The sequence below is a fragment of the Rhizobium sp. P2_G9 genome (assembly GCF_056403475.1).
In genome coordinates this window covers 116,829-142,887 of sequence record NZ_JBFUFK010000007.1, presented here as the reverse complement: position 1 = coordinate 142,887, position 26,059 = coordinate 116,829, and the positions used below count along the sequence as shown (strand labels likewise).

Genomic DNA, 26,059 nt, shown 5'->3' with positions numbered 1-26,059 from the left:
TCCCAAAAATGGTCGGACAACCGATGGCGAGAATCTGCCAAGGTCTCACCGCCGGGATCATGCTTTGTGGGGAAGCCGGCATTCAAGGGGTGAGAGACGTGATGAAATTTCTGAGACTTTCCGTCGTCGCGATGGCTTTGATCGGCATTCTCGGCGGCGCGGTGGCATCCGCCGAAACGCTGACTTTCCAGCTCAGCAATGATTATGGCGCGGTGGATATGGAGTTCTACAGCCAGGACCGCGACCATGTCTGGCCGGGCAATGGCCAGATCTATCCGCTGCTCGAGGGCCGCCAGCACATCACCTTGTCCTGCCAGGACGACGAGAATATCTGCTACGGCGCCTGGGTCTCGGGCGACAAGAACGGCATCTACTGGGGCGTCGGCCCAGGCCAGCGCGGATCGTGCCCGAACTGCTGCTATCATTGCAACGGCGGCAGCACGCGGCTGATCTCGATCCAGGAATAATCAGGCAAGCAAGGCGGTCATGGCGATCCATGGCCGTGCGCCTTCCGATGGCTCCAACCACGCTTGACCATCGCGGTCCGACCTTCTATTTAGAATTATTCTAAAAAGGTGCCGCGATGTTCACCAATCCTTTCAGCCCGTCAAAGCGGCCGCTGTCTTCTCTCTCCGAGCAGGAGGTCTTGGCGCTTGCCATTTCCAATGAGGAAGACGACGGCCGCATCTATCTCGCCTATGCCGATGCGCTACGCACGGACTACCCGCATTCGGCGAAAGTGTTCGAGGACATGGCGGAGGAGGAGAGCCATCACCGCCAGATCCTGATCGATGAGCATAAGGTGCGCTTCGGCAACCGCATTCCGCTGGTCCGCCGCGAGCACGTGCGCGAATTCCCCGAACGCAAGCCCGATTGGCTGATCCGCACGCTGTCGGTGGCCGAAGCCCGCAAGCAGGCCGAACTGATGGAGGAAGCCGCCCATCGCTTCTACCTCAAGGCCGCACAGCAGTCGACGGATGCCTCGACGCGCAAGCTGCTGGGCGACTTGGCCATTGCCGAGAAGCAGCATGAAGGGCTGGCGCATCAACTGGGCGAAAAATATCTGCCGGACGATGCCCGCGAGGAAGAGGACGAGACCGCGCGGCGGCAATTGGTGCTTACCTGGGTGCAGCCCGGTCTTGCCGGGCTGATGGACGGATCGGTGTCGACGCTGGCGCCGATCTTCGCCGCCGCCTTCGCCACCGGCGACACGACAAAAACCTTCCTGGTTGGCCTGTCGGCTGCAGTCGGCGCCGGCATTTCCATGGGCTTCACCGAGGCGGCGCATGACGATGGCGTGATTTCCGGGCGCGGCTCGCCGATCAAGCGCGGCGTCGCTTCGGGCGTCATGACCGCCATTGGCGGGCTGGGGCATGCGCTGCCCTATCTGATCCCGAATTTCCGGCTGGCGACGACGATCGCGGTGATCGTGGTGTTCGTCGAACTCTGGGCGATCGCCTTCATCCAGAACCGCTATATGGAGACGCCGTTCTTCAAGGCGGTGCTGCAAGTGGTGCTGGGCGGGGCACTGGTGCTGGCGGCCGGCATATTGATAGGAAACGCCTGACGGAGACCGTCAGGCGTTTGTAAAAACTCAGCAAATCGTCGATCAGTTGTTGACGGCGCCGACCACGACTTCGTCGGAATTCTCGATCGTCACCCAGCGGCCCGTGTTGAACGAGGCCTGCCGCTTCAGATAGCGGTAGGGCGTGTCGGACCAGAGCTTGACCTCGCTGGTCAGGTTGTCGAGGATATAGTCACCATCGGAGGTCCGGAGCGTCAGCACCGCATGGCCTTCGCCATCGGGCTTGCGCACCACGGTCATCAGCAGGTCGGCCGGCGAGAAACCCGCCTGCAGCAGCATGCGGCGCTTGAGCAGCGCGAAATCCTCGCAATCGCCGGCATAGGTCGGATAGGCCCAGACCTCATCCTTGCCGTAGAGTTCCTGGTCGGTCATCGGAATGATGTCGTGATTGACCTTGAGGTTGACGTCCTGGACGATATCCCAGCCATGCTCGGTAACGCGCGGCGCCACGGTGTTGGCCGACTTGATATTGCACTCGTCCTCATGGATCTGGCAGAATTCGTAATGGCCGATCGGCTGCGAGGTGATCGCGCCCACCTGCATGAAGCGGGAAGCCGCATCTGCATTGGAGCTCAGAAGAAGCCCTGCCAACACGGACGCAATCGTCCAGCCAGCCTTTGTGATGATCCCGGTCATTGCCCGCCCCATTCATCCGTTAACAAAGAGTAAACAGGATCAGGGGCGAAATTGTCAACGCGTTAAGGAACCGTTAACCATAATGTTCGTTTAACATGGTTAAGAGCGGGGCGGTATTTAAGCATCTTGTGACATTGCGAGCACAGCCGAACAGATTCGCTCAAGGTCCTCCGGCCGCGACAGGCGATGGTCGCCTTCTCGAATCAAGGTCAGGATCGCGTCGTCGCCGACGATTTTCTCCATGACCGTCATCGCGTGCTTATAAGGGACGTCGGGGTCCTTCATGCCCTGCAGGATATGCACCGGGCAGCCGGTTTCGATCAGCCCGTCCATCACCCGGTTGGCGCGGCCGTCCTCGATCAGCGCTTTGGTGTAGCGATAGGGTTCCGGGGAATATTGCGACGGCTTTTCGAAATAGCCCTTCTGGTCGAGCTCGCCGCGCTCCTTGTCGGTCAGCCGCGGCTCGATCAGTTCGGCGGTGAAATCCGGCGCCGGCGCGATCAGCACGATGCCGGCCAGCCGCTTGCCCTGCTTGGCTTTGCGCAGTTCTTGCGTGATCCTGAGTGCAATCCAGCCGCCCATCGACGAGCCGACCAGGATCAGGCGCCGCTTGCCGGTAAAGGCCTTGAGCACGGCCATGGCGTCTTCGAGCCAGATGGAGATCGTGCCACCGGTATAGTGTCCGCTCGACCGTCCATGCCCGCTATAGTCGAATCGCACGAAGCCAAGCCCGTGCGCCAGCGAAAATTCCTCGAGCGCCACGGCTTTCGTGCCGGTCATGTCGGAGAGAAAGCCGCCGCACCAGACGACCACCGTTTTCGCCTTCTTGCCCGCAGGCTCGCAGGCGATAACGGCGATATCGCGCGGGCTGTCACCGGCGCCCGCGGCAATGAATGTCGGCGATTGTGTGGAAGCAGTCATCGAAAGTCCTTGTCGGCTCTTGCAAACCGGTGAAATTGCACCATTTTCAGGGATGATTTTTGTCAGAAGTCATGCTACGAAGTCTTCTCTCAGCCGGATCGCCATTGCATTCGAATGCCGCTGATGGCAGAGGAAACCGCTATTGTAAACAATCCAGGAGAATACGACCATTCGCAGACCTTTCAAGGCGGAAGGCCCTACCAAAGACGGACCGCGTTCGAATAGGGAAATCCGCGTCCCCCGCATTCAGCTCATTGACGCAGAAGGCGCCAATCAAGGCATCGTGCCGACCGACCAGGCACTGGCCATGGCGGAAGCCGCCGGCCTCGATCTCGTCGAGATCTCGCCGAACACCGAACCGCCGGTGTGCAAGATCCTCGATCTGGGCAAACTGAAGTATCAGACCCAGAAGAAGACGGCCGAAGCCCGCAAGAAACAGAAGATCATTGAAATCAAAGAAATCAAGATGCGTCCCAACATCGACACGCACGATTACGACGTGAAGATGAAGGCCATCCAGCGTTTCTTCGACGACGGCGACAAGGTCAAGGTGACCTTGAAATTCCGTGGCCGTGAAATGGCTCATATGGAGCTCGGCATGAAGCTCCTGCACCAGGTTCGCGACGACACTCAGGCCATTGCCAAGGTCGAGGCCGAGCCGAAGCTCGAGGGACGTCAGATGATGATGGTCCTGGCGCCGAAATAAGCGCCATCCGGCAGATTCCCAGAAAAAGCCGTCCGGCGCGCGCCCCGGACGGCTTTTTGCTGACAGGACGCTGACAGGCGGACTCAGCAAGCTGTCAGCATGGATGCGGCATCATCCTCTCATGGAATCGATACGGCGATTCCAGCGAAAGCGGGTCGGACCCGCGATCTAGGAGAGGTCAACATGCAATTGAAATCCCTGGGAGTAAAAGGACGTCGGGCAATCCTCGCGTCCACGGTCGCGTTCTCATGGCTCGTGACCAACCCGCTGCTGCCGAACCTCGAAGGCGCCGCCTTCGCAAAAGGCAATCACGGCCAGCACGATCAAGGCGTCGGCGGCAAGCACGGCACCCACCATGGCAAGACCGAGACGCATCACAACCATCGTGGTGGCAAAAGCAATTCGACGACCCAGACGACCACCGATGATGACGACGATAGTTCGGACGATGACAGTTCCGACGACGACGGCACGGATGACGACAGCACCGACGACGATAGCGGCGGCACCGACGACAATGGCACCGATGACGATGCCGGCGGCGTCGACGACTGATCCTGCTTGAATTTTCCAAACGGTTCGCCGCCCCCGCCGCCCAGCACCGGCGAACCTGCCCGCCACTCCCCCCGGTGGCGGGCCTCACTGCCGATTCGATTTGATTGACCGTCGCCCGGGCTGCGTCCATGATTGGTTTTCCGAGTTGAGGCGGTCCGCATGATCGAAAGGCGCTCATTTATCGTGCTTGTGGCGCTGACAACGCTGCTTCTGCCGGCGCCAGGCCCGCTCAGGCCTGCGCATGCGGACGACGGCGGTCATGATGATGGCGGTCACGACGATGGAGGCCATGATGACGGTGGGCATGACGATGGCGGGCACAACAACGATGACGGCGGCGGCGACAACAACAATGACAACGGCGCCAATACCAGCAATCATCCTGGCACCGACCAGGACCAGGCCCTGCGTGCGGTCAGGAACGGCAGTATCATTTCGTTGAAGAAGGCGCTCGGGATCGTCGACACGCGCTTTCGCGGCAAGGTCATTGACGTCAAGCTGGTCTCGGTCTTCGGCCGGGCACAATACCGGATCAAGATGCGGCATTCGGACGGCGTGATCTCGACCATCCGGCTGGACGCCAAGACCGGCGCCTTCGTGGGAATTCTGGGATTCTGAGGATAAAATGCGCATTCTGCTTGCCGAAGACGATGGCGCGATTGCTGCCCTGGTAGCCGGCCAGCTCGACGCCGCCGGCTACCTGACGGAGCGCGCCACGCATGGGCCGGAGATCTGGGAACGTGGCGAGACGGGTGACTATGCCGCCATCATTCTCGACCTTGGCCTGCCGGGCATGGATGGCCTTTCCATCCTTCGCCGCTGGCGCCAGGCAGGCGTCGTCACCCCCGTCCTGGTGCTGACAGCGCGCGGTTCGTGGATGGAGCGCGTCGACGGTTTCGACGCCGGCGCAGATGATTATCTGCCAAAACCGTTTCGCGCCGAGGAACTGCTGGCACGGCTGCGCGCGCTCTTGCGCCGCTCGCAGCTACGCGCCCAGGTTCTCATCACCGCCGGCCGTTTCGGTCTCGATGAGATCGCCAAACGCATCAGTTTCGACAACCAGCCGATCGAAGTCAGCCCGATGGAATACCGGCTGCTCTCCTATCTCGTCAGTCGGCCGGGCCAGGCGGTATCGGCGATGGAACTGGCGACGCATGTGCAGGGGCGCGACGACGACGCGGCCAAGAACGCCATCGAGGCGATGGTGACGCGGCTCAGGAAGAAGACGGCGCCCGATTCGATCCAGAACCGGCGCGGCTTCGGCTACCTCATCACAGGCGATGCGGAATGATCCGCTCCCTGCGGTTCCGGCTGGCAGTCGGCGCCGCGGTGGCGATCGCGGTGGCCTTGCTGCTCGTCTGGTGGACCCTCAGTCGTGTCTTCACAGACTATGTTGTCGACCAATATCGCACAGAGATGACCGTGCTTTCAGACAGTCTGACGGCGGCGGTGACAATCGAGAACGGCCGGCCCCGGCTTTCCAGCACCCCATCCGATCCGCGGCTCAACCTCCCGGCCGGAGGGCGCTATTGGGAGCTTGAAGTTGGCGAAAAGGTCGTTGAGCGCTCCCGCTCGCTCTGGGACACGGTGATCGCCGACGAAAGCCTTAGGGCGTCGAAATACCGCGACTTCAGAATCGGCACCGGGCCGGACGGCAATGATATCCTGGTCATGGCGCAGAAATCTCGGATCGGGGAGGGGCGGAATGCCCAGATTTTCTGCATCTACACCGCTTTCCCCAAATCCGAGCTGAACGTGGCTCTCACCGGCTTTCATGGCCAGCTGCAATTGATGCTGCTGATCACCGCCGCCCTGCTGGCCACCGGCGCCACGATCCAGGCGGCAGCCGGTCTTGCACCGCTCGATCGCCTCAGGCGCAAGATAGCCGAGATCCGCGCCGGCACGCTGACCGAACTCGGCAATGAAGGACCAAGCGAGGTGCTGCCGCTGGTGCGCGAGATCGACCTTCTGCTCAAGGAGCGCGAAACCGCCGTCGAGCGGGCGCGCAGCCGCGCCTCCGATCTCGCCCACGGCCTCAAGACGCCGCTGACGGTGCTGGCGCAACTCGCCGCATCGATGGACCCGGAATCGGCGGCGATGGCATTCAAGCAGGTCGATGCCATCCGCCAGCGTGCCGACCGGCAATTGCAGGCCGCCCGCCTGGGTGTCGAGCGCATGGCGACCGCCGATGTCGGGGAGCTGACGCATAGGCTGATCCAGGTCCTGAAGCCGTTGACCGACCAGCGTGCATTGCGCTGGAAGGTCGACATGACTGGCGACCTGAAGGTGACGATCGATCCGGCCGACCTCGCCGAAGCCATCGGCAATGTGCTGGACAATGCGACGAAATGGGCCAATGCCGTGATCGCGGTGACGGCTGAGAGACGCGGCGAGCGGGTGATGCTCGTCGTTGCCGACGATGGCCCCGGCGTCGAAGAAAGCCAGTATGACGACATCCTCAAACGCGGCCAGCATGCCGATGATGAGACGGGCGGCTCCGGCCTCGGACTGGCGATCACCCGTGATATCGCCGAGGCCTATGGCGCGAGTGTCGTGCCGGGCCGCTCGGACCTTGGAGGGCTGGAAATCACACTTGACATGCCGGTCAATCCGCCGCGCCACACGGTGGCGAGGCCGGTGTGACCTCTATTTTGCCGTGGGAGAAATCCAGGCGTAGCCGAACGCGTAGCTGTCCTGATTATGCGCAAAATGATAGGGCAGTGCGAGTGAGCGCGCATCGATCCTGGCCTCGGCATATCCGTTGGCCGCCAGCCACTGGCGAAGCGCTTCCGGCATCTCGCCATCTCCAGGCATCGACCAGGCAAGCAGCAGCGGTCGCGTGGCGCTGGCGGCAAAGGACAGCGTAAAATCGGGATGTTGCGGTGTCATCGCCGGCACACCCGGAAGCAGCAGGGCAATATTGCCGGCGAGGCGCCGGTCGCCGGCGATCACCACTGCGGGAGCGATTCTGGGCTCGGACACGACGCTTTCGACAAAGCGGTCGGTCGGAATGTTGAGCCGCGTATAGCCCCCTGAAGGCGCCAGCAGGACGCGGAGCGCGATGCTGGCCGGCACCGCGATCAGGATGATCAGCGGTATCGCCAGCAGGCCGGGACGCTTCAGGCGGTCGGCAGCGTCCGCCGCTTCGATCTTCAGGCAGAGATAAAGCGGCAGGATCAGCAGGAAGGGATCGAGCCAGCGTTCGCGCACCATGACCGTCCCCGTGCCGATGATGACCAGCAGCAAGGCGGCCAGCAGGATCAGCAGCATCCGCTCGATGATGCGGATCGTCGGCGACGATGCCGTCAGCACGGTCCACGCCTGCCGGCGATAGACGCCGGCGAAAATCACCAGCGTCAGCGCCGAAAATGCGAGAAAGGCCACGGCCAGGGACGCCACGCCCCTGATCGACGAGACCAGCCCGGGTGAGGTCTTGTGGTGATCCTTCATCTTGCCGAGGGTCTCGGCGGTCGCGAAATCCAGATGCCGGATCAACCAGATTGCATGCGGCAGGACAAGCACGAAGGCCAGAAGCAGGGCGACAAGAAGCCGCCAGTTCCATATCCGGTCGCGCAAATCCTGCTCCGGCAACACGGCAAGCAGGGCGGCCACCGGCAGGAGCACAAAATTATACTTCGCCAGCACCCCCAATGCGACCGCAAGGCCGGCGATCAGGTAGGCAACAATGTCCGGCCGGACCAGGATGCGGCACAAGGCATAAAGGAAGAGAGCGGTTGCCGCGATCAGGGCCACGGTATGGGCGAGATCCTGTTCGGCCATGAACGAGACCTGCGGCAAAGTGAGCAGACCGAGGACGGCAACGATCTGAAGACTGCGATCCCTGAGCACCTGGCGCGCCGCCAGCCAGGAAAACAGATAGGTCGAGAACAGCAGCACATTCTTGAGCAGGCTCAGCCCGAGCAAGGATCTGCCGACCAGAGCGAAGGTGCCGATCTGCAGCCAGTTGTAGAGCGGCGGCTGCGGCCCGTAGCCGAGCGCCAGCCATTGCGAGAAGAACACCTGCTCGGCTTCGTCGAGCTCCAGCGATGCCGGCAGGCTCAGGCGAACGATGATATTGACGGCGAAATAGAGCGCCAGAACCAGGAAGAGCAGGCTGACGGGCCGCGCGATCCGGGACGCCACATCAATCCTCGCCGTAGGTCTTGCGGATCACATAGCTGATCGTGCCGGTATGCGAGCGGGCGAGCATTTCGGCGAGAATGCCGGTGGTGATCATCTGCACCGAGCCGACGAACAGCATCATGGCAATGGTCAGCATCGGCCGCGTGCCGATGCTTTCGCCGAAGCCGAATTTCAGGATGAAGAGATAGAGGAACATCAAGGCGCTGATGCCGCCGAAGGAGAGCCCGATCATGCCGAAGAAATGGCCCGGCCGCGCGCGGAACCGCATGAAAAACAGCACGGCGAGCAGGTCGAGGATCACCCGGAAGGTACGGGAAATGCCGTATTTCGAGGTGCCGAACTGGCGGGCATGGTGGTTGACTACCACCTCGCCGATGCGTGTCGACGGCACGACGCTCGCCACCCAGGCCGGAATGAAGCGATGCATGCCGCCCATGATCCGGACCTGCTTGACGATCTCGCCGCGATAGAGTTTCAGCCCGCAGCCATAGTCATGAATCTTGATGCCGGTGATATTGCCGATCAGCCGGTTGGCGATCCAGGAGGGAATGAGCCGCAGCCATAGCCCGTCCTGCCGGCTCTTGCGCCAGCCGCAGAGCATGTCGAGCTCGCGCTCTTCGAGTTCAACGATCATCCGCGGAATGTCGAAGGGATCATTCTGCAGATCGCCGTCGAGCGTGGCGATCAGCCGGCCGCGCGCCGCATCGAAACCCGCCTGCAGGCCGGCTGCCTGGCCGAAATTGCGCTGGAACTCGATGATCCTGAGATCGAAACCGGGCTTGCCGAGCTCCTTGCGGGCGCGCGCGAGCGTTGCATCGGTCGAGCCGTCGTCGATGATGATCAGTTCCCACGGCTTGCCGAAATCCTTGAGCGCCTCGGCGACCCGCTCGATCATCAAGGTGACGTTCTCTTCCTCATTGTGCAGGGGGATGAGGACGGAGAGCTCGATCGCATATGCCGGCTCGGTGTCGGCCTGCAAGGCGGATGGTGACTGTAACAACGCGGGTTGCTCCGGAATGGGCTGGTTTTGCAAGCGCCTTCTGTTATAGCAGGCGCCGCAGCAAAGCAATCGATAGGGAAGGCCCACAGTTCCATGCAGGATTGGTTTCGCCGAAACCGCATAGCACTTCTGGCGGTTCTGGTGATCGCCGCCTATGCCGGCTTCGTGCAATGGATCTGGGGCTGGGGCGTCATCCTGGAAGGCTGGCGCGCTGTCGGCGTCTGGACCATTCTCGCGGCCTTGGCGCTGCTGGTCGGCACCTATGTCATCCGGACGCATCGCATGCAGGATTATTTTCCGCGCGAGACGGCCGGCCGCTTCCTCTGGCTGTTCCGGGTGACGCAGATTCACAATCTGCTCAACATCATGCTGCCCTTCCGCGCCGGCGAGACCAGCTTTCCGCTGCTGATGCGCTCGGAATTCGGCGTGCCGCTGGCGCATGGTACGGCCGCACTGCTGGTTTTGCGCCTGCTCGACCTGCATGCGCTGCTGGCGGCGGSGGGGGTGGGGCTGGTGGCGGATACAGGATATAAGGTGTGGGCGTGCGTGGTCTGGCTGATTTTTCTTGTCCTGCCGCTTCTGCTCTTTCCGTTGAAAGAGCCGGCCGTCGGGCTGGCCCGGCGGAAGCTGCCGGAAAAGATCGTCAAATTTGCCGATCAGATCGAGGATGGCATTCCGCGCGACGTCGCAGCTTTTTTGCGCGCCTGGTTTCTCACCGTGCTGAATTGGGGCGTCAAAGTCATCGTGCTGGCCTGGGTGCTGCGCCTGATGGGCATTGACCCGATCGCGGCCTGTTTTGGCGGGGCGCTGGGTGGAGAATTGTCGTCTGTGCTGCCGGTGCATGCGCCGGGTGGCGTCGGGACATATCCGGCTGGCATTGCGGCGGGGGCGGCGGCGTTTGGGATTAGCAAGGCGTCGCTGTCACTGCTGGCGAAGGCGAGCATCAATGCGCATTTGTTGGTGATCGTTTCTGCCGTCGTGGGAACGGGAATCTCTCTCCTGCTGCCAGCACCCCCCTCTGTCCTGCCGGACATCTCCCCCTCAAGGGGGGAGATTGGCAAGCGGCGCGCTCCCCGACCTTGACGCTGCCGAAGAATCCTGAACTGCCGTCGCTTTGGGCAAGGAGGTGGCGGCATATCAATCTCCCCCCTTGAGGGGGAGATGTCCGGCAGGACAGAGGGGGGTAGCCCCGGCCGAAAACTCCCGAAAAAGAATCCCCCACCACCCCGTTGCGCTTTCCCGGACATGCGGTTATAAGCGCGCGTCCGAACGGTCCGGCAGGGCATGCCGTGGCCGTTCTTATGCTTGAAGCAGGCCTCATCAGCCAAGCTTCTCAATAACCAGAACAATGGAGTAGCAAAATGCCCAAGATGAAGACGAAGTCGGCGGCCAAGAAGCGATTCAAGATCACCGCCACCGGCAAGGTTCTGTCGGCTGCTGCCGGCAAGCGCCACGGCATGATCAAGCGTTCCAACAAGTTCATTCGCGACGCGCGCGGCACCATGGTGCTCGCCGAGCCCGATGGCAAGAAGGTCATCAAGAACTATCTGCCGAACGGTCTCTGAGACTAGCGGTATCTGTTGTTTACGTAAGGAGATCATGACATGGCACGTGTAAAAAGAGGCGTTACCGCCCACGCCAAGCATAAGAAGGTTTTGAAGGCAGCCCGTGGATTCTACGGCCGCCGCAAGAACACGATCCGCACCGCAAAGGCTGCCGTCGATCGCTCGATGCAGTATGCGACGCGCGACCGCAAGGTCAAGAAGCGCAATTTCCGCGCTCTCTGGATTCAGCGCATCAATGCCGCCGTCCGCGAGCATGGCCTGACCTATGGCCGCTTCATCGACGGCCTGACCAAGGCCGGCATCGAAGTCGACCGCAAGGTTCTGTCCAACATGGCGATCACCGAAGCCGAGGCTTTCGGCGCGCTCGTCGCTGCTTCCAAGAAGGCGCTCGGCTACCTCAAGGACGCCGGCACCACCAATGAGTTTGAAAGCGTGGTCAAGTAAGCCAGCGCTTCCCTCTCACTTGCACTTTTGGGAAACCCGCGCTGGCAGGCTAGCGCGGGTTTTTTCTTGACTATCCGTCCGCATTTCCTCCGCAAAATACGAGCGCAGCATGTCCGATCTCGACCAGTTGAAACAGACCCTCCTCGCGGAAATCGCCACTGCTGCCGATGAAGCGGCGATCGAAAATGTCCGCGTCAATGCTCTCGGCAAGAAGGGCTCGATCTCCGAGCTCCTGAAGACGCTGGGCACGATGAGCCCGGAAGAGCGCCAGACCCGCGGCGCCGCCATCAACGTCCTGAAGAACGAAGTGACCGCCGAGATCGCCACCCGCAAGGCCGACCTCAAGGACCAGGCGATCAATGAACGGCTGAAGCGCGAGACGCTGGACGTGACGCTGCCCGTCCGCAATTCGCCGGCCGAGCGCGGCCGCATCCATCCGATCACCCAGATCATCGACGAGATCACCGCCATTTTCGGCGACATGGGTTTCTCGATTGCCGAAGGTCCGGATATCGAGACCGATTATTACAATTTCACGGCGCTGAATTTCCCGGAAGGCCATCCGGCCCGCGAAATGCACGACACGTTTTTCCTGCCGCCGGACGCCAAGGGCGAGCGCAAGGTGCTGCGCACGCACACCTCGCCGGTGCAGATCCGCACCATGGAGACGCAAAAACCGCCGATCCGCATCATCATTCCGGGCAAGACCTACCGGCAGGATTCAGACGCCACCCATTCGCCGATGTTCCATCAAGTCGAAGGCCTGGTGATCGATAAATCGGCCAATGTCGCCAATATGCGCTGGGTGCTGGAAGAGTTCTGCAAAGCCTTCTTCGAAGTGCCTTCTGTCAACATGCGCTTCCGCCCGTCCTTCTTCCCCTTCACCGAACCGTCGGTCGAGGTCGACATCCAGTGCGACCGCTCCGGCGACGTGATCAAGTTCGGCGAAGGCACCGACTGGATGGAGATCCTGGGCTGCGGCATGGTGCATCCCAATGTGCTGCGCGCCGGCGGGCTCGATCCGGATGAATATCAGGGCTTTGCCTGGGGCATGGGCCTCGACCGCATCGCCATGTTGAAATACGGCATGCCCGACCTGCGCGACTTCTTCAATGCCGATGTCCGCTGGATGACCCACTACGGCTTCCGCCCGCTCGACCTGCCGACGCTGTTCGGCGGTTTGAGCGCATGACGAGCCTTCACACAGGCAACTGCCGATGTGGTGCGGTGCGTTTTGAGGCGCGCGCCGAGCCGTTCCATGTCAGCTATTGTCACTGTGTTGATTGCCGCAAGGCAAGCGGTGCCCCGCTCTCGGCTTTCGTCGGCTTCAAGGCGGAAGCATCCACCTTTACCGGCACCAAGGCCGACTATGTGAACGGCACGGTGACGCGCCACTTCTGCCCGGTCTGCGGCACGCCACTTGCCTATCTGGACGCCCGCCTGCCCGACGACATCTACCTGACCCTCGGCGCCATGGATCATCAGGAACGCTATGTTCCAACCCTCCATGCCTGGGTCGGCCAGAAACTGCCCTATTTTCATATTGGTGACGGCTTGCCGCAGTTGGAACGGACGAGCGTGCCGCGACCCGATGGAGCACACGAATGAAGTTCACACTCTCCTGGTTGAAGGACCATCTCGAAACCGACGCCACGCTCGATCAGATCTGCGAGCGGCTGACGCTGATCGGTCTGGAAGTCGAAGGCGTCGATGACAAGGCGGCTTTCAAGCCCTTCATCATCGCCAAGGTTCTGACCGCGGAAAAGCATCCCCAGGCCGACAAGCTGAAGGTTCTGTCGGTCGACACCGGCACTGGTGCTCCGGTGCAGGTCGTCTGCGGCGCGCCGAATGCGCGGGCCGGCCTGGTCGGCGCCTTTGCTGCGCCCGGCACGCATATTCCCGGCCTCGACGTGACGCTCGGCATCTCGGCCATCCGCGGTGTCGAAAGCCGCGGCATGATGTGCTCGGAAAAGGAACTGGAGATTTCCGACGACCACAACGGCATCATCGACCTGCCGGCCGATGCACCGGTCGGCACGTCCTTCGCCGCCTATTATGGCATCGACGATCCGGTGATCGAGATCAACCTGACGCCGAACCGTCCGGACTGCACCAGCATCCACGGCATCGCCCGCGATCTCGCTGCCTCCGGCCTCGGCACGCTGAAGACGCGCGCCGCTCCGAGCTTCAAGGTCGAAGGCGAGACGCCGGTCAAGGTCAAGCTCGATTTCAGCGATGAGGACAAGGGGCTCTGCCCCGGCTTCGCGCTCCGMCTCGTGCGCGGCGTCAAGAACGGCCCGAGCCCCGCCTGGATGCAGAAGCAATTGCGCGCCATCGGCCAGCGGCCGATCAATGCACTGGTCGACATCACCAATTACATGACCTTCGACCAGGGCCGGCCGCTGCATGTCTTCGACGCCGCCAAGGTCAAGGGCAATCTGACCGTCCGCCGCGCCAAGGACGGCGAAAAAGTCATGGCGCTTGACACCCGCGAATATGTTCTTTCGCCGGCTAATGTTGTCATTGCCGACGAGAACGGCGTCGAATCGATCGGCGGCATCATGGGTGGCGAGCATTCCGGCTGCGACGAGAACACCGTCGACGTCCTGATCGAATCGGCGCTCTGGGACCCGCTCAGCATTGCCCGCACCGGCCGCTCGCTCGGCATCATCACCGATGCCCGCTATCGTTTCGAACGCGGCGTCGATTCGGACTATATGGTGCCCGGCCTCGAACGCGCCACCGAACTGGTGCTGGAACTCTGCGGCGGCTTGGCCGCGAAGACGGATGTCGTCGGCTATGAAGGCCACAAGGCCAAGGAAGTCACCTTCCCGCTTTCCGAGGTCAAGCGCCTGACCGGCCTCGACGTGCCGAAGGCCGAAAGCCTCGATATCCTCAACCGTCTCGGTTTCCGCACCGAAGGCTCAGGCGACACGGTCAAGGCCTATGTCCCCTCCTGGCGCCCGGATGTCGACGGCAAGGCCGATCTGGTCGAGGAAGTCATGCGCATCCACGGCATCAGCGAGATCAAGCCGCAGCCGCTGCCGCGGCTCGGCGACGTCAACGGTCGCATCCTCACGACGCTACAGATCCGCACCCGTCTCGCCAAGCGCGCGCTCGCTTCGCGCGGCATGCTGGAAGCCGTGACCTGGTCGTTCATCCCGACCGAGCATGCCGTCCTGTTCGGCGGCGGTGYCGCCAGTCTGAAGCTCGAAAACCCGATCGCTGCCGACATGTCCGACATGCGGCCGTCTCTGCTGCCCGGCCTGCTGGCCGCAGCCCAGCGCAATGCCGACAAGGGTCACGGCGACGTGGCGATCTTCGAAGTCTCCGGCACCTATGAGAATGATCTGCCGGACGGCCAGCGCCGCATCGCCGGCGGCATCCGCCGCGGCACGGCGAGCCTGAATGGTGCGGGCCGCCTCTGGTCCAACAAGGATAAGGGCGGCGGCAAGCCGGTCGACGTCTATGACGCCAAGGCCGATGCACTGGCCGTGCTCGAAGCCTGCGGCTTCCCGGTTGCCAACCTGCAGATCGAGCAGGGCGGCCCGGCCTGGTATCACCCTGGCCGTTCCGGCACGATCAAGATGGGGCCGAAACTGGTTATCGGTCATTTCGGCGAATTCCATCCGAAGACGCTCGAAGCGCTGGATGTCTCCGGCGCGCTCGCCGGCTTCGAGATCGTCATCGACCGCCTGCCGGAGCCGAAGAAGAAGGCCACCCGCACCAAGCCGGTGCTGGAACTCTCGCCCTTCCAGGCCGTCAAGCGCGACTTCGCCTTCGTCGTCGACAGAAGCGTTGAGGCCGGTGCGATCATCAAGGCCGCCGGCAGCGCCGACCGCAAGCTGATCACCGGCGTCACCCTCTTCGACGTGTTCGAAGGCGGTTCGCTGGGTGAGGGCAAGAAGTCGGTAGCGATCGAAGTGTCGATCCAGCCGGCCGATCGCACGCTGACGGATGAGGATTTCGAGGCACTGACCGGCCGGATCGTGTCGAATGTCGAGAAATCGACCGGCGGTGCGCTGCGCGGCTAATTCTTCCGGTTTTCCGGCTGCTTGAGATGGCGCTGGTCATAGGCGACGCTTCGATGTGCGACGCTTATGACCGGCACGAAGCCTTTCATATTGCCGGAATAGGGAACCAGCTTTTGGCGTAGATCGCGAGTGCTTCCCGGATGCCGTTCAATCCTCAAGGCCCAGTTCCTTCCAGACATCCTCGTTCGAGAGGGTCTTGAAAGGTTTTACTCTACGGTCCTTCACGACGTAAAAATCTTCGAGCTCTTCCAGCTTTTCGATGATCGCCTGGCGAAAAAGCTCGCTTTGATTGAGGCCATGGGCCTTGGCCAGATCATTCCAGTGGCATTTCGTTTCATCGTCTATGCGGATGCTAACCGTCGCCATGAAATGATCCTCGTACAACAATGTTGCACGTAGCACGGACGTCGTTGAATTCAAGTTAGGCTGTGGCAACATGCAAAAGCGGCTTCCGGGAGGAGCAACCTCCCTCCGGAAGCCACCGCGCCCTGCGAAAACCTCACATCACGTCGTGCTCGTGGACGAGCACGAAATCGTGGGCGTGCAGCATCGGCTTGTGGTCGAAGGTCGCAAGCAGGTGTTGCTTGTCCGGGCCGTTGCCATCGTCGTCATAATAGAGGTGGCCGGTGGTCGGGTCGTAATTCAGATAGTCATCGCTATCGAGCGACATCGGCCCGATATAGAATTCGCCGGACATGAAATGGCCGTTCTTGAACGCCGTGAACACGGTGGGATCGATGCCGATCTTGTCGCCGTGCTTGAAGTCGGTGATGTGGTCGGTGTCGCCCTTGCCGAATTCCGTGAACACGAACGTGTCGTTGCCGGGGCCGCCGGTCAGGACATCGTGACCATGGCCACCATAGATCTCGTCGTCGCCGCCCATGCCGTTGATGACGTCGCCATGATCGGTTCCGTCGATGTCGCCGCTTTTGCTGCCATTGGTGATGGTTTTCGCCATTGCTCTGCCTCCCGCTCGAATGGTGAGGAGAGAATGCGACCGTTCACCGGAAAACACACACCACAACCCGGTGATATCGGCTCAACTTGTTGTGACGCCGCCGTGAACCGCCGTCAGCGCACCCGCATCCGGTAGCGCACATGCCCGTCCGGCATGACATAGCTGTCATAGAGTTTTCGCGCCCGGACATTGCCTTCATTCGTGTGCCAGTAAAGTCGCTCCCAGCCATTCTCCTTGCAGATGGTGATGAGGTCGTCGATCAGCGCCCGGCCGATGCCCTCGCCGCGATGGCGTTCGTCGAGGAACAGGTCTTCAAGGTAGCAGTCATTGTTCATCACCCAGGTGGAGGGATGCGAGAGATGGATGGCAAATCCGCCAAGCGCACCGTTGACTTCCGCAACCCGCATGCAGACCTGCGACGTCGGATCGAGGACACGGTTCCAGGTGGCATCGGTGATCGCCGGATCGAGGCCCACCCCGTAGAAAGCCAGATAGGCGTTCCACAGCATCAGCCATTCCGGTTTGTCCTGCTGCTGCACATTCCTGATTTCAAACGCCATCAATCTGCTCCCTCTCGTCCCATTTCCCTGAGGTCATCGCCTCGGCAGCCATTTGGCCGCAAATTGCGACCTGGGCTTTCAAGAGAAATAGTGCAGCATTTCGCAATTGCCAGAGTTCCGCTCTCTCAATAATGTCCGCTCGCACAGATCAAGGGAGAGAAAAATGCTGCGCTTCGGGATCATCTCAACGGCACGGATCGGCGAGGAACTCGTTATCCCGGCCATCCAGGACGCCACCAATTGCGTGGTGAGCGCGATTGCCAGCCGCGATCTCGCCAAGGCCCGCGCCATGGCCGACCGCTTCTCCGTGCCGCATGCCTTCGGCTCCTATGAGGAGATGCTGGCGTCCGACAAGATCGACGCCGTCTATATCCCGTTGCCGACCTCGCAGCATGTCGAATGGACGATCAAGTCGGCCGATGCCGGCAAGCATGTGCTCTGCGAAAAGCCGATTGCGCTTCAGGCCGGCGAGATCGACCAGCTGATCGCCGCCCGCGACCGCAACAAGGTCCTGGTGACCGAGGCCTATATGGTCACCTATTCGCCGGTCTGGCGGAAAGTCCGCTCGCTGATCGCGGAGGGCGCGATCGGCACGCTCAAGCACGTCCAGGGCGCCTTCACCTATTTCAACCGCGACCCCGGCAATATGCGCAACATCGCCTCGCTTGGCGGCGGCGGCCTGCCGGATATCGGCGTCTACCCGACCATTTCCACCCGCTTCGTCACCGGCAAGGAGCCGCAGCGCGTCCAGGCCAATACCGAGCGCGACAAGCAATTCGGCACCGATATCTATTCCTCGGTGCGCGCCGATTTCGGTGATTTCGAGCTTTCCTTCTACATCTCCACCCAGCTCGCTGCCCGCCAGGTCATGATCTTCCACGGCGACAAAGGTTTCATCGAGGTGAAATCGCCCTTCAACGCCAACCGCTACGGTGCCGAGGAACTCGAACTCACCAACCAGAACCACAGCGAATCCAAGCATTTCCGCTTCCAGGACTGCCGTCAATACAAGCTCGAAGCCGAAGCCTTTACCCGCGCCGCCTTGGGCGAGAAGGAAGAAGTGGTGACGCTCGAGAGTTCGAAGAATAACCAGAGGCTCATCGACGCCATCTATCGCGCGTCGGAGAAGGATGGCTGGGAGACTGTGTGACTGCAGCCGATAAAGCGCTGATGTTTGACGCGGAGGGTGCCTGACATTCTCCGCTCAATCAGCTTTTCTTTCGATATCGGAGCGCATCAACCAAAGCCCGGAAGGCTGCCGTGGGCTGACGCCTGCTTGGATAGTAGAGATGGTACCCGGAATATGGCGCGCTCCAATCCTGAAGTACCTGAACAAGCTTGCCGCTTTCAAGGTGGTCTCTGATCCGGTCTTGAGACGCATATGCAAGACCATGTCCGGCAACCGCCGCTTTGATGATCATGCCGATGTTGTTGAACATCAGTTGACCATCGACGCGGACGGCCAGTTCTCGTCCGTCCTTCTCGAACTCCCATGCATAGAGGCCGCCATAGGTGGGCAGGCGAAGATTGATGCAGTTGTGATTGGTTAGGTCCTGCGGCCTCAAGGGCAGATCATGCGCCGCCAGATATTCCGGCGACCCGACCACGATCATGCGGATGTCTGGACCGATCGGCACGGCAATCATATCCTTGGCGATGATCTCACCGCTGCGGACACCGGCATCGTACCGTTCCGCGACGATGTCCGTCAGCCCGTAGTCGATGACGATCTCCACCTTGATATCGGGATAATCGGGCAGGAACCGGTCGAGCACGGGCCAGAGCACGTCCTCGGCGGCATGCTGGTCGGCAGTGATGCGAACCGTTCCTGAAGGCTTTTCCCTGAGCCCGCTCAGGGCGGCAATCCCGGCATAGATGCCGTCGAAATGCGGTCCTACGGTTTGCAGCAGGAGTTCGCCCGCTTCGGTGGGCGAGACGCCACGCGTGTTCCGTGTCAACAGCCGGATACCAAGGCGCTCCTCCAATCCTCTGACGGTCTGGCTGAGAGCCGATTGCGAAACGCCAATCTTCGCGGCCGCGCGGGTGAAACTTCGCTCCCTCGCGACAACCAGAAATGCCGAGATATCCTGAGTGTTTTCACGCGCCACGATATTAGCTCTGCTTATAACCCTATGCGGTTTATAGCAGCTAATCGACGAGCGGGAAGCCGCCTATATTGTTCACACGCATCAGGAAGGGAATGATCATGAAGACCCGCACACTCGGAAAGAACCTCGACATATCGTCCGTCGGCTTCGGCTGCATGGGGCTGACCATCGGCTACGGCCCGGCAACAGACAAATCGGAAGCCATCAGCCTGATCCGTGCGGCCTACGAAAACGGCGTGACGTTTTTTGACACCGCAGAGTCATATGGCGCCGACAACGAGGAAATCCTTGGCGAGGCCGTCGAGTCGTTTCGCGACAAGGTCGTGTTGGCCACCAAGTTCGGTTGGAAGAACGGCTCCGCCAAATATGGGCTCGACAGCACCCCTGCGCGTATCCGCTTCGTTGCGGAACAATCACTGAAGCGGATGAAGACCGACGTGATCGACCTCTTCTATCAGCACCGCGTCGATCCGAACGTGCCCATTGAAGACGTCGCCGGAACCGTCAAGGATCTGATCGCGGAAGGCAAGGTCAGGCATTTCGGGATGTCGGAAGCTGGAGCCCAGACGATCCGCCGAGCGCATGCAGTCCAGCCGGTGACGGCTCTTCAGAGCGAATATTCGATGTTCACCCGCGATCCGGAAGCCGAAATTCTGCCCGCTCTGGAGGAACTTGGCGTCGGCTTCGTTCCCTTTTCACCCTTGGGCAAAGGTTTCCTCGCCGGCAAGATCGACAATTCCACGATCTTCCCGGAAAGCGACATTCGCAGCACCCTGCCGCGCTTTGCCGGCGGCGCGCGCAACGCCAATGCCAAGCTCGCAGCTCTGATTGGCGAGATGGCTACGCGCAAGCAGGCAACGCCCGCACAGGTCGCGATTGCCTGGCTGCTGGCCCAGAAGCCGTGGATCGTACCGATTCTCGGCACGACCAAGCTGCATCGCCTAAAGGAGAATATCGGCGGCGCCGCGCTCGATCTTTCGACGGCGGATCTTGCCGATCTCGACGCAATGCTTGCAACGCAACAGGTCCTGGGTGCTCGCTACAACGAGCATATGATGAAGATCGTGAACGGCTGATTCGGCGGGTTAGCCAGGGGCGACCTAACGCCGCTGGCTGGGCGGCCGGCATTTTCAAATGCCATCACAGCCCTACAGGACACATACCTGTTACTACCGTCTCAATGCGCTTGTCAGTTCGAGAACCATATTACCGGGAGCGCACGAAAAGTCCGGTGCGAGGCCAGTGATGACGCTGAGAACGGAAGTGGGAATGCCGCCGTTTCTCTCTATCTGCCTGAAGGCAGCCTCTTCCGTCCGCTGCGAGCGCCCGCCGATGGCATCAAGCGCGAGATGGACGCGGTAACCTGCCTCGATGGCTGCGAGAGCCGAATGCAGAATCACGACCTCGGCAGAAAACCCTGCGATAACAATCGTCCTTCGCTCATTTGCTGCAATTGCCGATGCGGTTGGCTGATCGAGAAATACACTGGCCGTGGTTCGCTGAAATGTGTTTTGGCGGGTTGAGAATTCCTGCAAATCGGGGAGCAGTGTTCCGGCCTGGCCTCTTTCCGGCACGATGCTGAACGTCGTCGGAATGCCGAATGCAGGCGCGGCGCGTGCGAGGACGACAGCCGAAGTCATCAAAGCCTCAGGAGGTATCGTCGCGCCACCAGCGACGAGCGTTGGCTGCAGGTCGGCAAACAGAAACTGAACGCCACCGATATCCATCATTTTCCTACCTCATTCAATCTTCCAAGCGAAGCCAACCGACCGGCGGCGACGGCTTGTCAGTCCTCGATCTTGAAGCTGTACAGTCCCGGATGCACCACGTCCGGATCCGGGCCTCCCCGTCCACCGACGTCGAGACTGTCGACCGCCAGGATTTCATCCGCTGACAGACTGAAATCGAAGATGTCGATATTCTCCCTGATCCGCTTTGCCTGGACCGACTTGGGGATGACGGAGAACCCCTTCTCGATATGCCATCTCAGAACGATCTGGGCGGGGGTCTTGCCGTGCTTGATGGCAATTTCTGCGATCGCTGGATGAGAGAGAGGGTCGGTGGGCGAATTCGCACCGGCACCGCGATACCGTTTGACACCGCCGATCGGCGACCAAGCCTGGGTCACGATACCAAAGCGCTGGTTGGCGTTCTGGACATCGCGCTGGATGAAGAAGGGATGCAGCTCGACCTGGTTCACTGCCGGCGTGATGCCGGTGCGTTCGATCAGCATCTCAAGGTGGCGGGGGTTGTGGTTGCAGACCCCGATCGCCAGGATACGGCCTTCTTCGAGAAGCTTGGCCGCAGTCTTGAAGGATGCGACCGTCGCTTCGAAATTCGAAGGGACCGGCCAATGAAGAAGATAGAGATCGAGATAGTCCAGACCGAGCTTGCGCAGGCTTCTGTCAAAGGCATGGCGCGCTTTGTCATCTCCGTAGTCGCCGATCCACAGCTTCGTCGTGACGAAAAGGTCGGAACGATCGATGCCGCTGCCGACGATCCCTTCGCCAACCTGCTGCTCGTTCATATAGGCCGCGGCCGTGTCGATCAGCCGATATCCGGCCTCTATGCCGATCATCACCGCGGAAGACGTCTCCTCCGGCGTGCTTTGGAACACTCCCAGTCCGAACGCTGGCATGCGAACGCCGTTGTTCAGCGTCAGGGTTGGGCTTTTCTCTGTCATTTCTTCACTCCTGAGGATGATGTCCGGCGCTCGCAACGCGCACACCGGAAACAATGCTGTGCTCCGCCGCCTTTCCGGCACGGAGAGGCGACAAACCGCACGGGACTTACGCCGCCGGTCGTCGACCAGAATCGGCGCACTGGACTACAGCAGCGGCCGAATGGCGGCGAACGCTTCGGAACCGGGGAATTGGAACAGGTCAGGTGTCATCCGTGTCGTCAGACTGACGACCGTCGTTGGGACGCCGCCGGCGAGCTCAGCCTGGCGCAATGCCGTATCTTCCGTCCGTTCAGACAGCCCGCCAACCGCATCGACCACATATTGGACCTTGTAGCCCGCCTCGACAGCGTCCAAGACAGTCTGCAGAACGACCACCTCGGCAGCAAATCCGGCAAGGATCAGCGTTTTGCGCCCAGTGGAGGCGAGCGCCGAAGCTGTCGCCTTGTCCATGAACGGACCTGTCAATGTCCGCTTCAAAGTGTTGGCGCGTGTCGCGTAGGGCAGAAGCTCCGGTATCAGGACGGGCTCTCCCTTGCGCTCCGGCACCACGCTGAACAGCATTGGAAGCTCAAGGATGGTGGCGACCTTTGCCAGTGCCGCGGCGGAACGGCCCAGGGCTTCTGGGGAGACTGTCCTGCTGCCCGCGACCAGCGACACCTGAAGATCTGCGAACAGGACCTGCACGTCGCTATAGTCGATCCGCGCTCCATCACCCCTGGCCGCGATATCCTTGCCGGTCTTGTCCTGCGCTATTGCAAGACCGGGAATAACGGCCAGCATGGATGCTGCCAGGCTCGCGCGGAACAGGTCCCGTCGTGCAACTAAATTGTTCATAATATCGTTCGCTCCATGCTCGTTCGGTTCGCCGATCAACATAGTCGCGATAGCATTCAACGATTAGATGGATAATTTGGCATGGGCTTATTATAATTTATTATGAATAGACAGGGATCGGCCGATGAAACGGGAAGACCTCGGAGACGTCATGAACTTGCTTGTCGTTGCGGAAGAGGGCAGCTTCACCCGTGCTGCCGCCAGGCTCGGCATTTCCCAATCGGCCCTGAGCCAGGCCATACGTCGGCTGGAAGCTCGGCTCGATATCAGGCTTCTCAACCGGACGACCAGGAGCGTCGCACCGACAGAGGCAGGGCGTCAGCTTATCGAGACATTGCGCCCGGCGCTCGACGAGGTCTCGGAGAGGCTCACAGCCATCACGTCGATGCGGAACACGATTGGCGGAACGATCAGAATCCTCACACCGGAGCGGGCTGCCCGCACCATTTTGTGGCCGGCGATCGACGACATCGTGTCGCAATATCCCGAGATAAACGTTGAGCTGACTTTATCGGGACGCCGCGCCGACATCGTCAGCGAACACTTCGACGCCGGGGTCAGAATTGGCGAAGAGCTTGCCAAGAATATGATTGCCGTCCCCATCGGCCCCGATCTCCGAATGGCGGTGGTGGCGTCACCGGATTATCTGGAGAAGCGTGGCGTCCCGAACGCCCCTCATGACCTGGCATCGCATGCGAGCCTCGGCTATCGCCGATCCGCAACGGGCGCAATTTATGCCTGGGAGTTCGCCAGGAACGGGCTGGATGTCAAAACGCGCCCGCAAGGCCAGCTGGTGTTTAACGACGCCGGTCTATTGGTTGAAGCGGCATTGAAAGGGCATGGCATCGCCTGTGTCTTGGAAAGCAGCGCAGCAACTCATCTCGCTAACGGTTCGTTGACCCGTGTGCTCGAAGACTGGTGTCAACCCTTCTCCGGATTCCACCTCTACTACCCGAGCCGTCGGCAAAGTTCTTCCGCGTTCAACTTGCTTGTCGATCGATTGCGGTATCGGAAGAGCGCATGAGCGAAAAGATTCCCCGGCCTGTCGTCGCGAATCTCAACCAAATCCATTACCTCTGAGGTAATGGATTTCCTTACCGCATTGCTGTCTGATGCCTCCGACATCAGGAGACACCACCATGCAATTCGGCGAACAATTGAAGGAATGGCGCAGCCACAGGCGCATGAGCCAGCTCGATCTCGCCAACGAGGCGGGCATTTCGGCGCGGCATGTCTCTTTCCTCGAGACGGGGCGTTCGCGGCCGACCGAAGGCATGATCCTGCGCCTGTCCTCCGTGCTCGACATCCCGGCGCGCGACCAGGGCATTCTGTTCTCCACTGCCGGTTTTCGCCCGCGTTTCGCCACCAGGCCGGCCCGCACGCTTGCGAGCCTGCCGCCGGCCATCGCCGCGGCCATCCGCCTTATCCTTGATCGCCACGATCCCTATCCCGGCGTGGTCTTCGACCATGAATACAACATCCTGGCTGCCAATCCTGCCTTCGTCGGCCTGGCAAGTGCATCCGGCGCGGCTCTCTCGGAGGGCGATAATTTCCTCGACGCCTATCTCGACACCCCGGCGCTCAGGCCGATCATCCTCAATTGGCAGGAATCGGCGGCCGACCTCGTGCATCGCATCCGTGCTGAAGCCTGGTTGCAGGGGCCAAGGTCATCGCTGTCGCGACGGGTAAAACGTCTGGCGCAGTTGCCGGAAGTCGCCGAAGCCCTCGATATTCATCCGCAGAGCGAGCGGCTGCCGATCCTGCCGATCGACATGCGGCTCGGCGAAACGCGCCTGAGCTGGATTACCACGTTGACAAGCTTCGGCTCGGTGCAGGACGCTCTGGTCGAGGGCGTGATGATCGAATCCTTCTTCCCCGCCGACGATGCAACGCGGGACTATTTCACGAAGACGAAGCGAGAATAGCCGGTCCAGGAAAAGGCCATGGCGCCGATCGAGGCGATGACCAGCGCGACCAGCGGATGCGCGGCTGGTGCAAAGCGGATGATGGCGGCATAGATGCCGTAGTTGATCACTGCCGAGAGCACCCCGACGCTACCGTAGCGGGCGCCTTCGAGCAGCAGCGGAAAGCGGCTCCTGCCGAATGTCAGGCTGCGATTGAAGCCCCAGGTCACGGCGAATGCGAAGAGGATGGCGACAATGCGCGCCTGCAGCGGCCCGAGCAGCGTCGCAGCCATCAGCAACGTCAGCATGCCGGCATCGGCGACGAAGCCGAGACTGCCGGCAACCAGGAACCAGCCGAAGCGCTTCACGCCGCTTTCGTCCTCCGGGCCGGTGCCTTGGCAGGCTTGGTCTTGTCGGGGAACAGCGGCACGGCATCACCGACGTTGCGCTGGGCAGACAAAGCCGGCAGGTCCATATAATGAATGCGCAGCAATTCGGCGCGCGACCGCGCCAGGCTGTCGAGGATCAGGCCGGCGGTGAATGTCATCACCGACATCATCAGCAGCACCATGGAGAGAATCCAGGTGGGCATTTTCGGCACCAGCCCGGTCTGCAGATATTCGATCAGCACCGGCGTCATGAAGGTCAGCGACGCCCCGAGCAGTGCGCTGCTGATCGACAGGTAGAAGGCGAAGGGCCGCGTCTCCTTCATCAGCATGGCGAACATCCAGAGGATGCGGCGGCCATCGCCGAAGGTCGAGAGTTTCGAATGCGAGCCTTCCGGCCGCCTGCCATAGTCGAGTTCGATCTCGATGACAGGCAGTTTCAGCCGTGAGGCATGCACCGACATTTCCGTCTCGATCTCGAAACCGTCGGAAACTGCCGGGAAACTCTTGACGAAGCGGCGTGAGAACACCCGGTAACCGGAGAAGATATCGGTGAAATCCTTGCCGAAGATCGACCGGTAAAGCCGGTTGAACACTTTGTTGCCGAAGGCATGTCCCTGCCGTCCGGCATCGACGGTGACGTCGCGGCGCGTTCCGACCACCATGTCGGCGCGCTCGGTGACCAAGGTGTTGATCAGCGTCTCGGCATCATCTGGCGAATAGGTGCCGTCGCCATCGGCCATGATATAGATGTCGGCCTCTATATCGGCGAACATGCGGCGCACGACATTGCCCTTGCCCTGCCGCCGCTCGCGGAACACGGTGGCGCCGGCGAGCGCCGCGCACATGGCGGTGTCGTCACGCGAATTGTTGTCATAGACATAGATGCGCGCGGTCGGCAGCGCCCGCCGGAAGCCGGTCACGACATGACCGATGGTCAGGGACTCATTGTAGCAGGGGATCAGCACCGCGATTTCGTAGCCGTCGCTCATGGCTTCCACCTTCTCCCGGATTGCGGTCGTTTTCCGGGTTTTCCG

General features: G+C 61.1%; 30 protein-coding genes. 17 read left to right on the top strand and 13 right to left on the bottom strand.

Annotation, left to right across the window (positions count from 1 at the left end; genetic code table 11):
* The first annotated feature begins 101 nt into the window (after positions 1–101).
* Entirely contained in the window at positions 102–467 is a 366-nt protein-coding gene (locus tag AC1DYF_RS08165; RefSeq protein ID WP_477876201.1) for a hypothetical protein, read from the top strand.
* Between the two features lie 116 nt (positions 468–583).
* On the top strand, positions 584–1,567 hold the full coding sequence (gene mbfA, locus AC1DYF_RS08160) for an iron exporter MbfA (RefSeq protein ID WP_477876200.1): 984 nt from the start codon (positions 584–586) through the stop codon (positions 1,565–1,567).
* Between the two features lie 42 nt (positions 1,568–1,609).
* On the opposite strand, the gene AC1DYF_RS08155 is transcribed toward mbfA, so the two are convergent.
* Positions 1,610–2,221, bottom strand: coding sequence for a transglutaminase-like cysteine peptidase (locus AC1DYF_RS08155; RefSeq protein ID WP_477876199.1), 612 nt, complete (start codon positions 2,219–2,221; stop codon positions 1,610–1,612).
* Positions 2,222–2,338: 117 nt separating this feature from the next.
* Entirely contained in the window at positions 2,339–3,142 is an 804-nt protein-coding gene (locus AC1DYF_RS08150) for an alpha/beta hydrolase (protein ID WP_477876198.1), read from the bottom strand.
* A gap of 169 nt (positions 3,143–3,311) precedes the next feature.
* On the opposite strand from AC1DYF_RS08150, the gene infC reads away from it, so the two are divergent.
* From infC to AC1DYF_RS08125, 5 genes are all read left to right on the top strand, one after another.
* Entirely contained in the window at positions 3,312–3,848 is a 537-nt protein-coding gene (infC, locus tag AC1DYF_RS08145) for a translation initiation factor IF-3 (protein WP_477876242.1), read from the top strand.
* A 183-nt stretch (positions 3,849–4,031) separates the two neighbouring features.
* Positions 4,032–4,403 (top strand): hypothetical protein, encoded by a 372-nt coding sequence (locus tag AC1DYF_RS08140; RefSeq protein WP_477876197.1) that lies wholly within the window; start codon positions 4,032–4,034, stop codon positions 4,401–4,403.
* Positions 4,404–4,562: 159 nt separating this feature from the next.
* Positions 4,563–5,021, top strand: coding sequence for a PepSY domain-containing protein (locus tag AC1DYF_RS08135; RefSeq protein WP_477876196.1), 459 nt, complete (start codon positions 4,563–4,565; stop codon positions 5,019–5,021).
* Between the two features lie 7 nt (positions 5,022–5,028).
* Positions 5,029–5,694: a response regulator transcription factor gene (locus tag AC1DYF_RS08130; protein WP_477876195.1), complete on the top strand. Its 666-nt coding sequence runs from the start codon at positions 5,029–5,031 to the stop codon at positions 5,692–5,694.
* Entirely contained in the window at positions 5,691–7,046 is a 1,356-nt protein-coding gene (locus tag AC1DYF_RS08125; protein ID WP_477876194.1) for an ATP-binding protein, read from the top strand. The genes AC1DYF_RS08130 and AC1DYF_RS08125 overlap by 4 nt, the downstream gene beginning before the upstream one ends.
* Before the next feature lie 3 nt (positions 7,047–7,049).
* On the opposite strand, the gene AC1DYF_RS08120 is transcribed toward AC1DYF_RS08125, so the two are convergent.
* Together AC1DYF_RS08120 and AC1DYF_RS08115 are read right to left on the bottom strand one after the other, a co-directional pair.
* Positions 7,050–8,546: a glycosyltransferase family 39 protein gene (locus AC1DYF_RS08120; protein WP_477876193.1), complete on the bottom strand. Its 1,497-nt coding sequence runs from the start codon at positions 8,544–8,546 to the stop codon at positions 7,050–7,052.
* A gap of 1 nt (position 8,547) precedes the next feature.
* Positions 8,548–9,546 (bottom strand): glycosyltransferase family 2 protein, encoded by a 999-nt coding sequence (locus tag AC1DYF_RS08115; RefSeq protein WP_477876192.1) that lies wholly within the window; start codon positions 9,544–9,546, stop codon positions 8,548–8,550.
* Positions 9,547–9,639: 93 nt separating this feature from the next.
* Between AC1DYF_RS08115 and AC1DYF_RS08110 the strand changes: the two genes are divergently transcribed.
* From AC1DYF_RS08110 to pheT, 6 genes are all read left to right on the top strand, one after another.
* Positions 9,640–10,629, top strand: coding sequence for a lysylphosphatidylglycerol synthase domain-containing protein (locus tag AC1DYF_RS08110; protein WP_477876191.1), 990 nt, complete (start codon positions 9,640–9,642; stop codon positions 10,627–10,629).
* A 278-nt stretch (positions 10,630–10,907) separates the two neighbouring features.
* Positions 10,908–11,111 carry a 50S ribosomal protein L35 gene (gene rpmI / locus AC1DYF_RS08105; protein ID WP_477876190.1) on the top strand — a complete coding sequence of 68 codons (204 nt, stop codon included), beginning with the start codon at positions 10,908–10,910 and terminating at the stop codon, positions 11,109–11,111.
* A 39-nt stretch (positions 11,112–11,150) separates the two neighbouring features.
* Entirely contained in the window at positions 11,151–11,555 is a 405-nt protein-coding gene (gene rplT, locus AC1DYF_RS08100) for a 50S ribosomal protein L20 (protein ID WP_477876189.1), read from the top strand.
* Positions 11,556–11,664: 109 nt separating this feature from the next.
* Complete coding sequence (gene pheS / locus AC1DYF_RS08095) at positions 11,665–12,747, top strand: phenylalanine--tRNA ligase subunit alpha (protein ID WP_477876188.1); 1,083 nt, start codon at positions 11,665–11,667, stop codon at positions 12,745–12,747.
* Positions 12,744–13,163 carry a GFA family protein gene (locus tag AC1DYF_RS08090; protein WP_477876187.1) on the top strand — a complete coding sequence of 140 codons (420 nt, stop codon included), beginning with the start codon at positions 12,744–12,746 and terminating at the stop codon, positions 13,161–13,163. The genes pheS and AC1DYF_RS08090 overlap by 4 nt, the downstream gene beginning before the upstream one ends.
* Positions 13,160–15,589 carry a phenylalanine--tRNA ligase subunit beta gene (gene pheT, locus AC1DYF_RS08085; protein ID WP_477876186.1) on the top strand — a complete coding sequence of 810 codons (2,430 nt, stop codon included), beginning with the start codon at positions 13,160–13,162 and terminating at the stop codon, positions 15,587–15,589. The genes AC1DYF_RS08090 and pheT overlap by 4 nt, the downstream gene beginning before the upstream one ends.
* Positions 15,590–15,736: 147 nt before the next feature.
* Here pheT and relB read toward each other — a convergent pair whose 3' ends face one another.
* The 3 genes from relB to AC1DYF_RS08070 form a co-directional block, all read right to left on the bottom strand.
* Positions 15,737–15,955 (bottom strand): type II toxin-antitoxin system RelB family antitoxin, encoded by a 219-nt coding sequence (relB, locus tag AC1DYF_RS08080; RefSeq protein WP_477876185.1) that lies wholly within the window; start codon positions 15,953–15,955, stop codon positions 15,737–15,739.
* A 133-nt stretch (positions 15,956–16,088) separates the two neighbouring features.
* On the bottom strand, positions 16,089–16,547 hold the full coding sequence (locus AC1DYF_RS08075) for a calcium-binding protein (protein WP_477876184.1): 459 nt from the start codon (positions 16,545–16,547) through the stop codon (positions 16,089–16,091).
* Between the two features lie 113 nt (positions 16,548–16,660).
* A complete protein-coding gene (locus AC1DYF_RS08070) occupies positions 16,661–17,107 on the bottom strand; it encodes an N-acetyltransferase family protein (RefSeq protein WP_477876183.1) in 447 nt (148 codons plus the stop codon).
* A gap of 163 nt (positions 17,108–17,270) precedes the next feature.
* On the opposite strand from AC1DYF_RS08070, the gene AC1DYF_RS08065 reads away from it, so the two are divergent.
* Positions 17,271–18,257, top strand: coding sequence for a Gfo/Idh/MocA family protein (locus AC1DYF_RS08065; protein WP_477876182.1), 987 nt, complete (start codon positions 17,271–17,273; stop codon positions 18,255–18,257).
* 58 nt (positions 18,258–18,315) lie between these two features.
* Here AC1DYF_RS08065 and AC1DYF_RS08060 read toward each other — a convergent pair whose 3' ends face one another.
* A complete protein-coding gene (locus AC1DYF_RS08060; RefSeq protein ID WP_477876181.1) occupies positions 18,316–19,215 on the bottom strand; it encodes a LysR family transcriptional regulator in 900 nt (299 codons plus the stop codon).
* 98 nt (positions 19,216–19,313) lie between these two features.
* Here AC1DYF_RS08060 and AC1DYF_RS08055 point away from each other — a divergent pair, with 98 nt between their 5' ends.
* The gene (locus AC1DYF_RS08055) at positions 19,314–20,291 is read left to right on the top strand and encodes an aldo/keto reductase (protein ID WP_477876180.1); all 978 of its coding nucleotides are present in this window, start codon (positions 19,314–19,316) and stop codon (positions 20,289–20,291) included.
* 93 nt (positions 20,292–20,384) lie between these two features.
* Here the strand turns inward: AC1DYF_RS08055 and AC1DYF_RS08050 are convergent, their stop codons facing one another.
* The 3 genes from AC1DYF_RS08050 to AC1DYF_RS08040 all read right to left on the bottom strand — a co-directional run bounded on the left by AC1DYF_RS08050 (position 20,385) and on the right by AC1DYF_RS08040 (position 22,732).
* On the bottom strand, positions 20,385–20,945 hold the full coding sequence (locus AC1DYF_RS08050; protein ID WP_477876179.1) for an isochorismatase family protein: 561 nt from the start codon (positions 20,943–20,945) through the stop codon (positions 20,385–20,387).
* Positions 20,946–21,001: 56 nt separating this feature from the next.
* Entirely contained in the window at positions 21,002–21,898 is an 897-nt protein-coding gene (locus AC1DYF_RS08045; RefSeq protein WP_477876178.1) for an aldo/keto reductase, read from the bottom strand.
* A gap of 144 nt (positions 21,899–22,042) precedes the next feature.
* A complete protein-coding gene (locus AC1DYF_RS08040) occupies positions 22,043–22,732 on the bottom strand; it encodes an isochorismatase family protein (protein WP_477876177.1) in 690 nt (229 codons plus the stop codon).
* A gap of 151 nt (positions 22,733–22,883) precedes the next feature.
* Between AC1DYF_RS08040 and AC1DYF_RS08035 the strand changes: the two genes are divergently transcribed.
* Entirely contained in the window at positions 22,884–23,756 is an 873-nt protein-coding gene (locus AC1DYF_RS08035; protein WP_477876176.1) for a LysR family transcriptional regulator, read from the top strand.
* 115 nt (positions 23,757–23,871) lie between these two features.
* Positions 23,872–24,657: a helix-turn-helix domain-containing protein gene (locus AC1DYF_RS08030; RefSeq protein WP_477876175.1), complete on the top strand. Its 786-nt coding sequence runs from the start codon at positions 23,872–23,874 to the stop codon at positions 24,655–24,657.
* On the opposite strand, the gene AC1DYF_RS08025 is transcribed toward AC1DYF_RS08030, so the two are convergent.
* Together AC1DYF_RS08025 and AC1DYF_RS08020 are read right to left on the bottom strand one after the other, a co-directional pair.
* Positions 24,630–25,004, bottom strand: a complete 375-nt coding sequence (locus AC1DYF_RS08025) for a GtrA family protein (RefSeq protein ID WP_477876174.1) — start codon at positions 25,002–25,004, stop codon at positions 24,630–24,632. The two genes, AC1DYF_RS08030 and AC1DYF_RS08025, sit on opposite strands and share 28 nt — an antisense overlap.
* Positions 25,001–26,014, bottom strand: a complete 1,014-nt coding sequence (locus tag AC1DYF_RS08020; RefSeq protein ID WP_477876173.1) for a glycosyltransferase — start codon at positions 26,012–26,014, stop codon at positions 25,001–25,003. The genes AC1DYF_RS08025 and AC1DYF_RS08020 overlap by 4 nt, the downstream gene beginning before the upstream one ends.
* Positions 26,015–26,059: the final 45 nt, after the last annotated feature.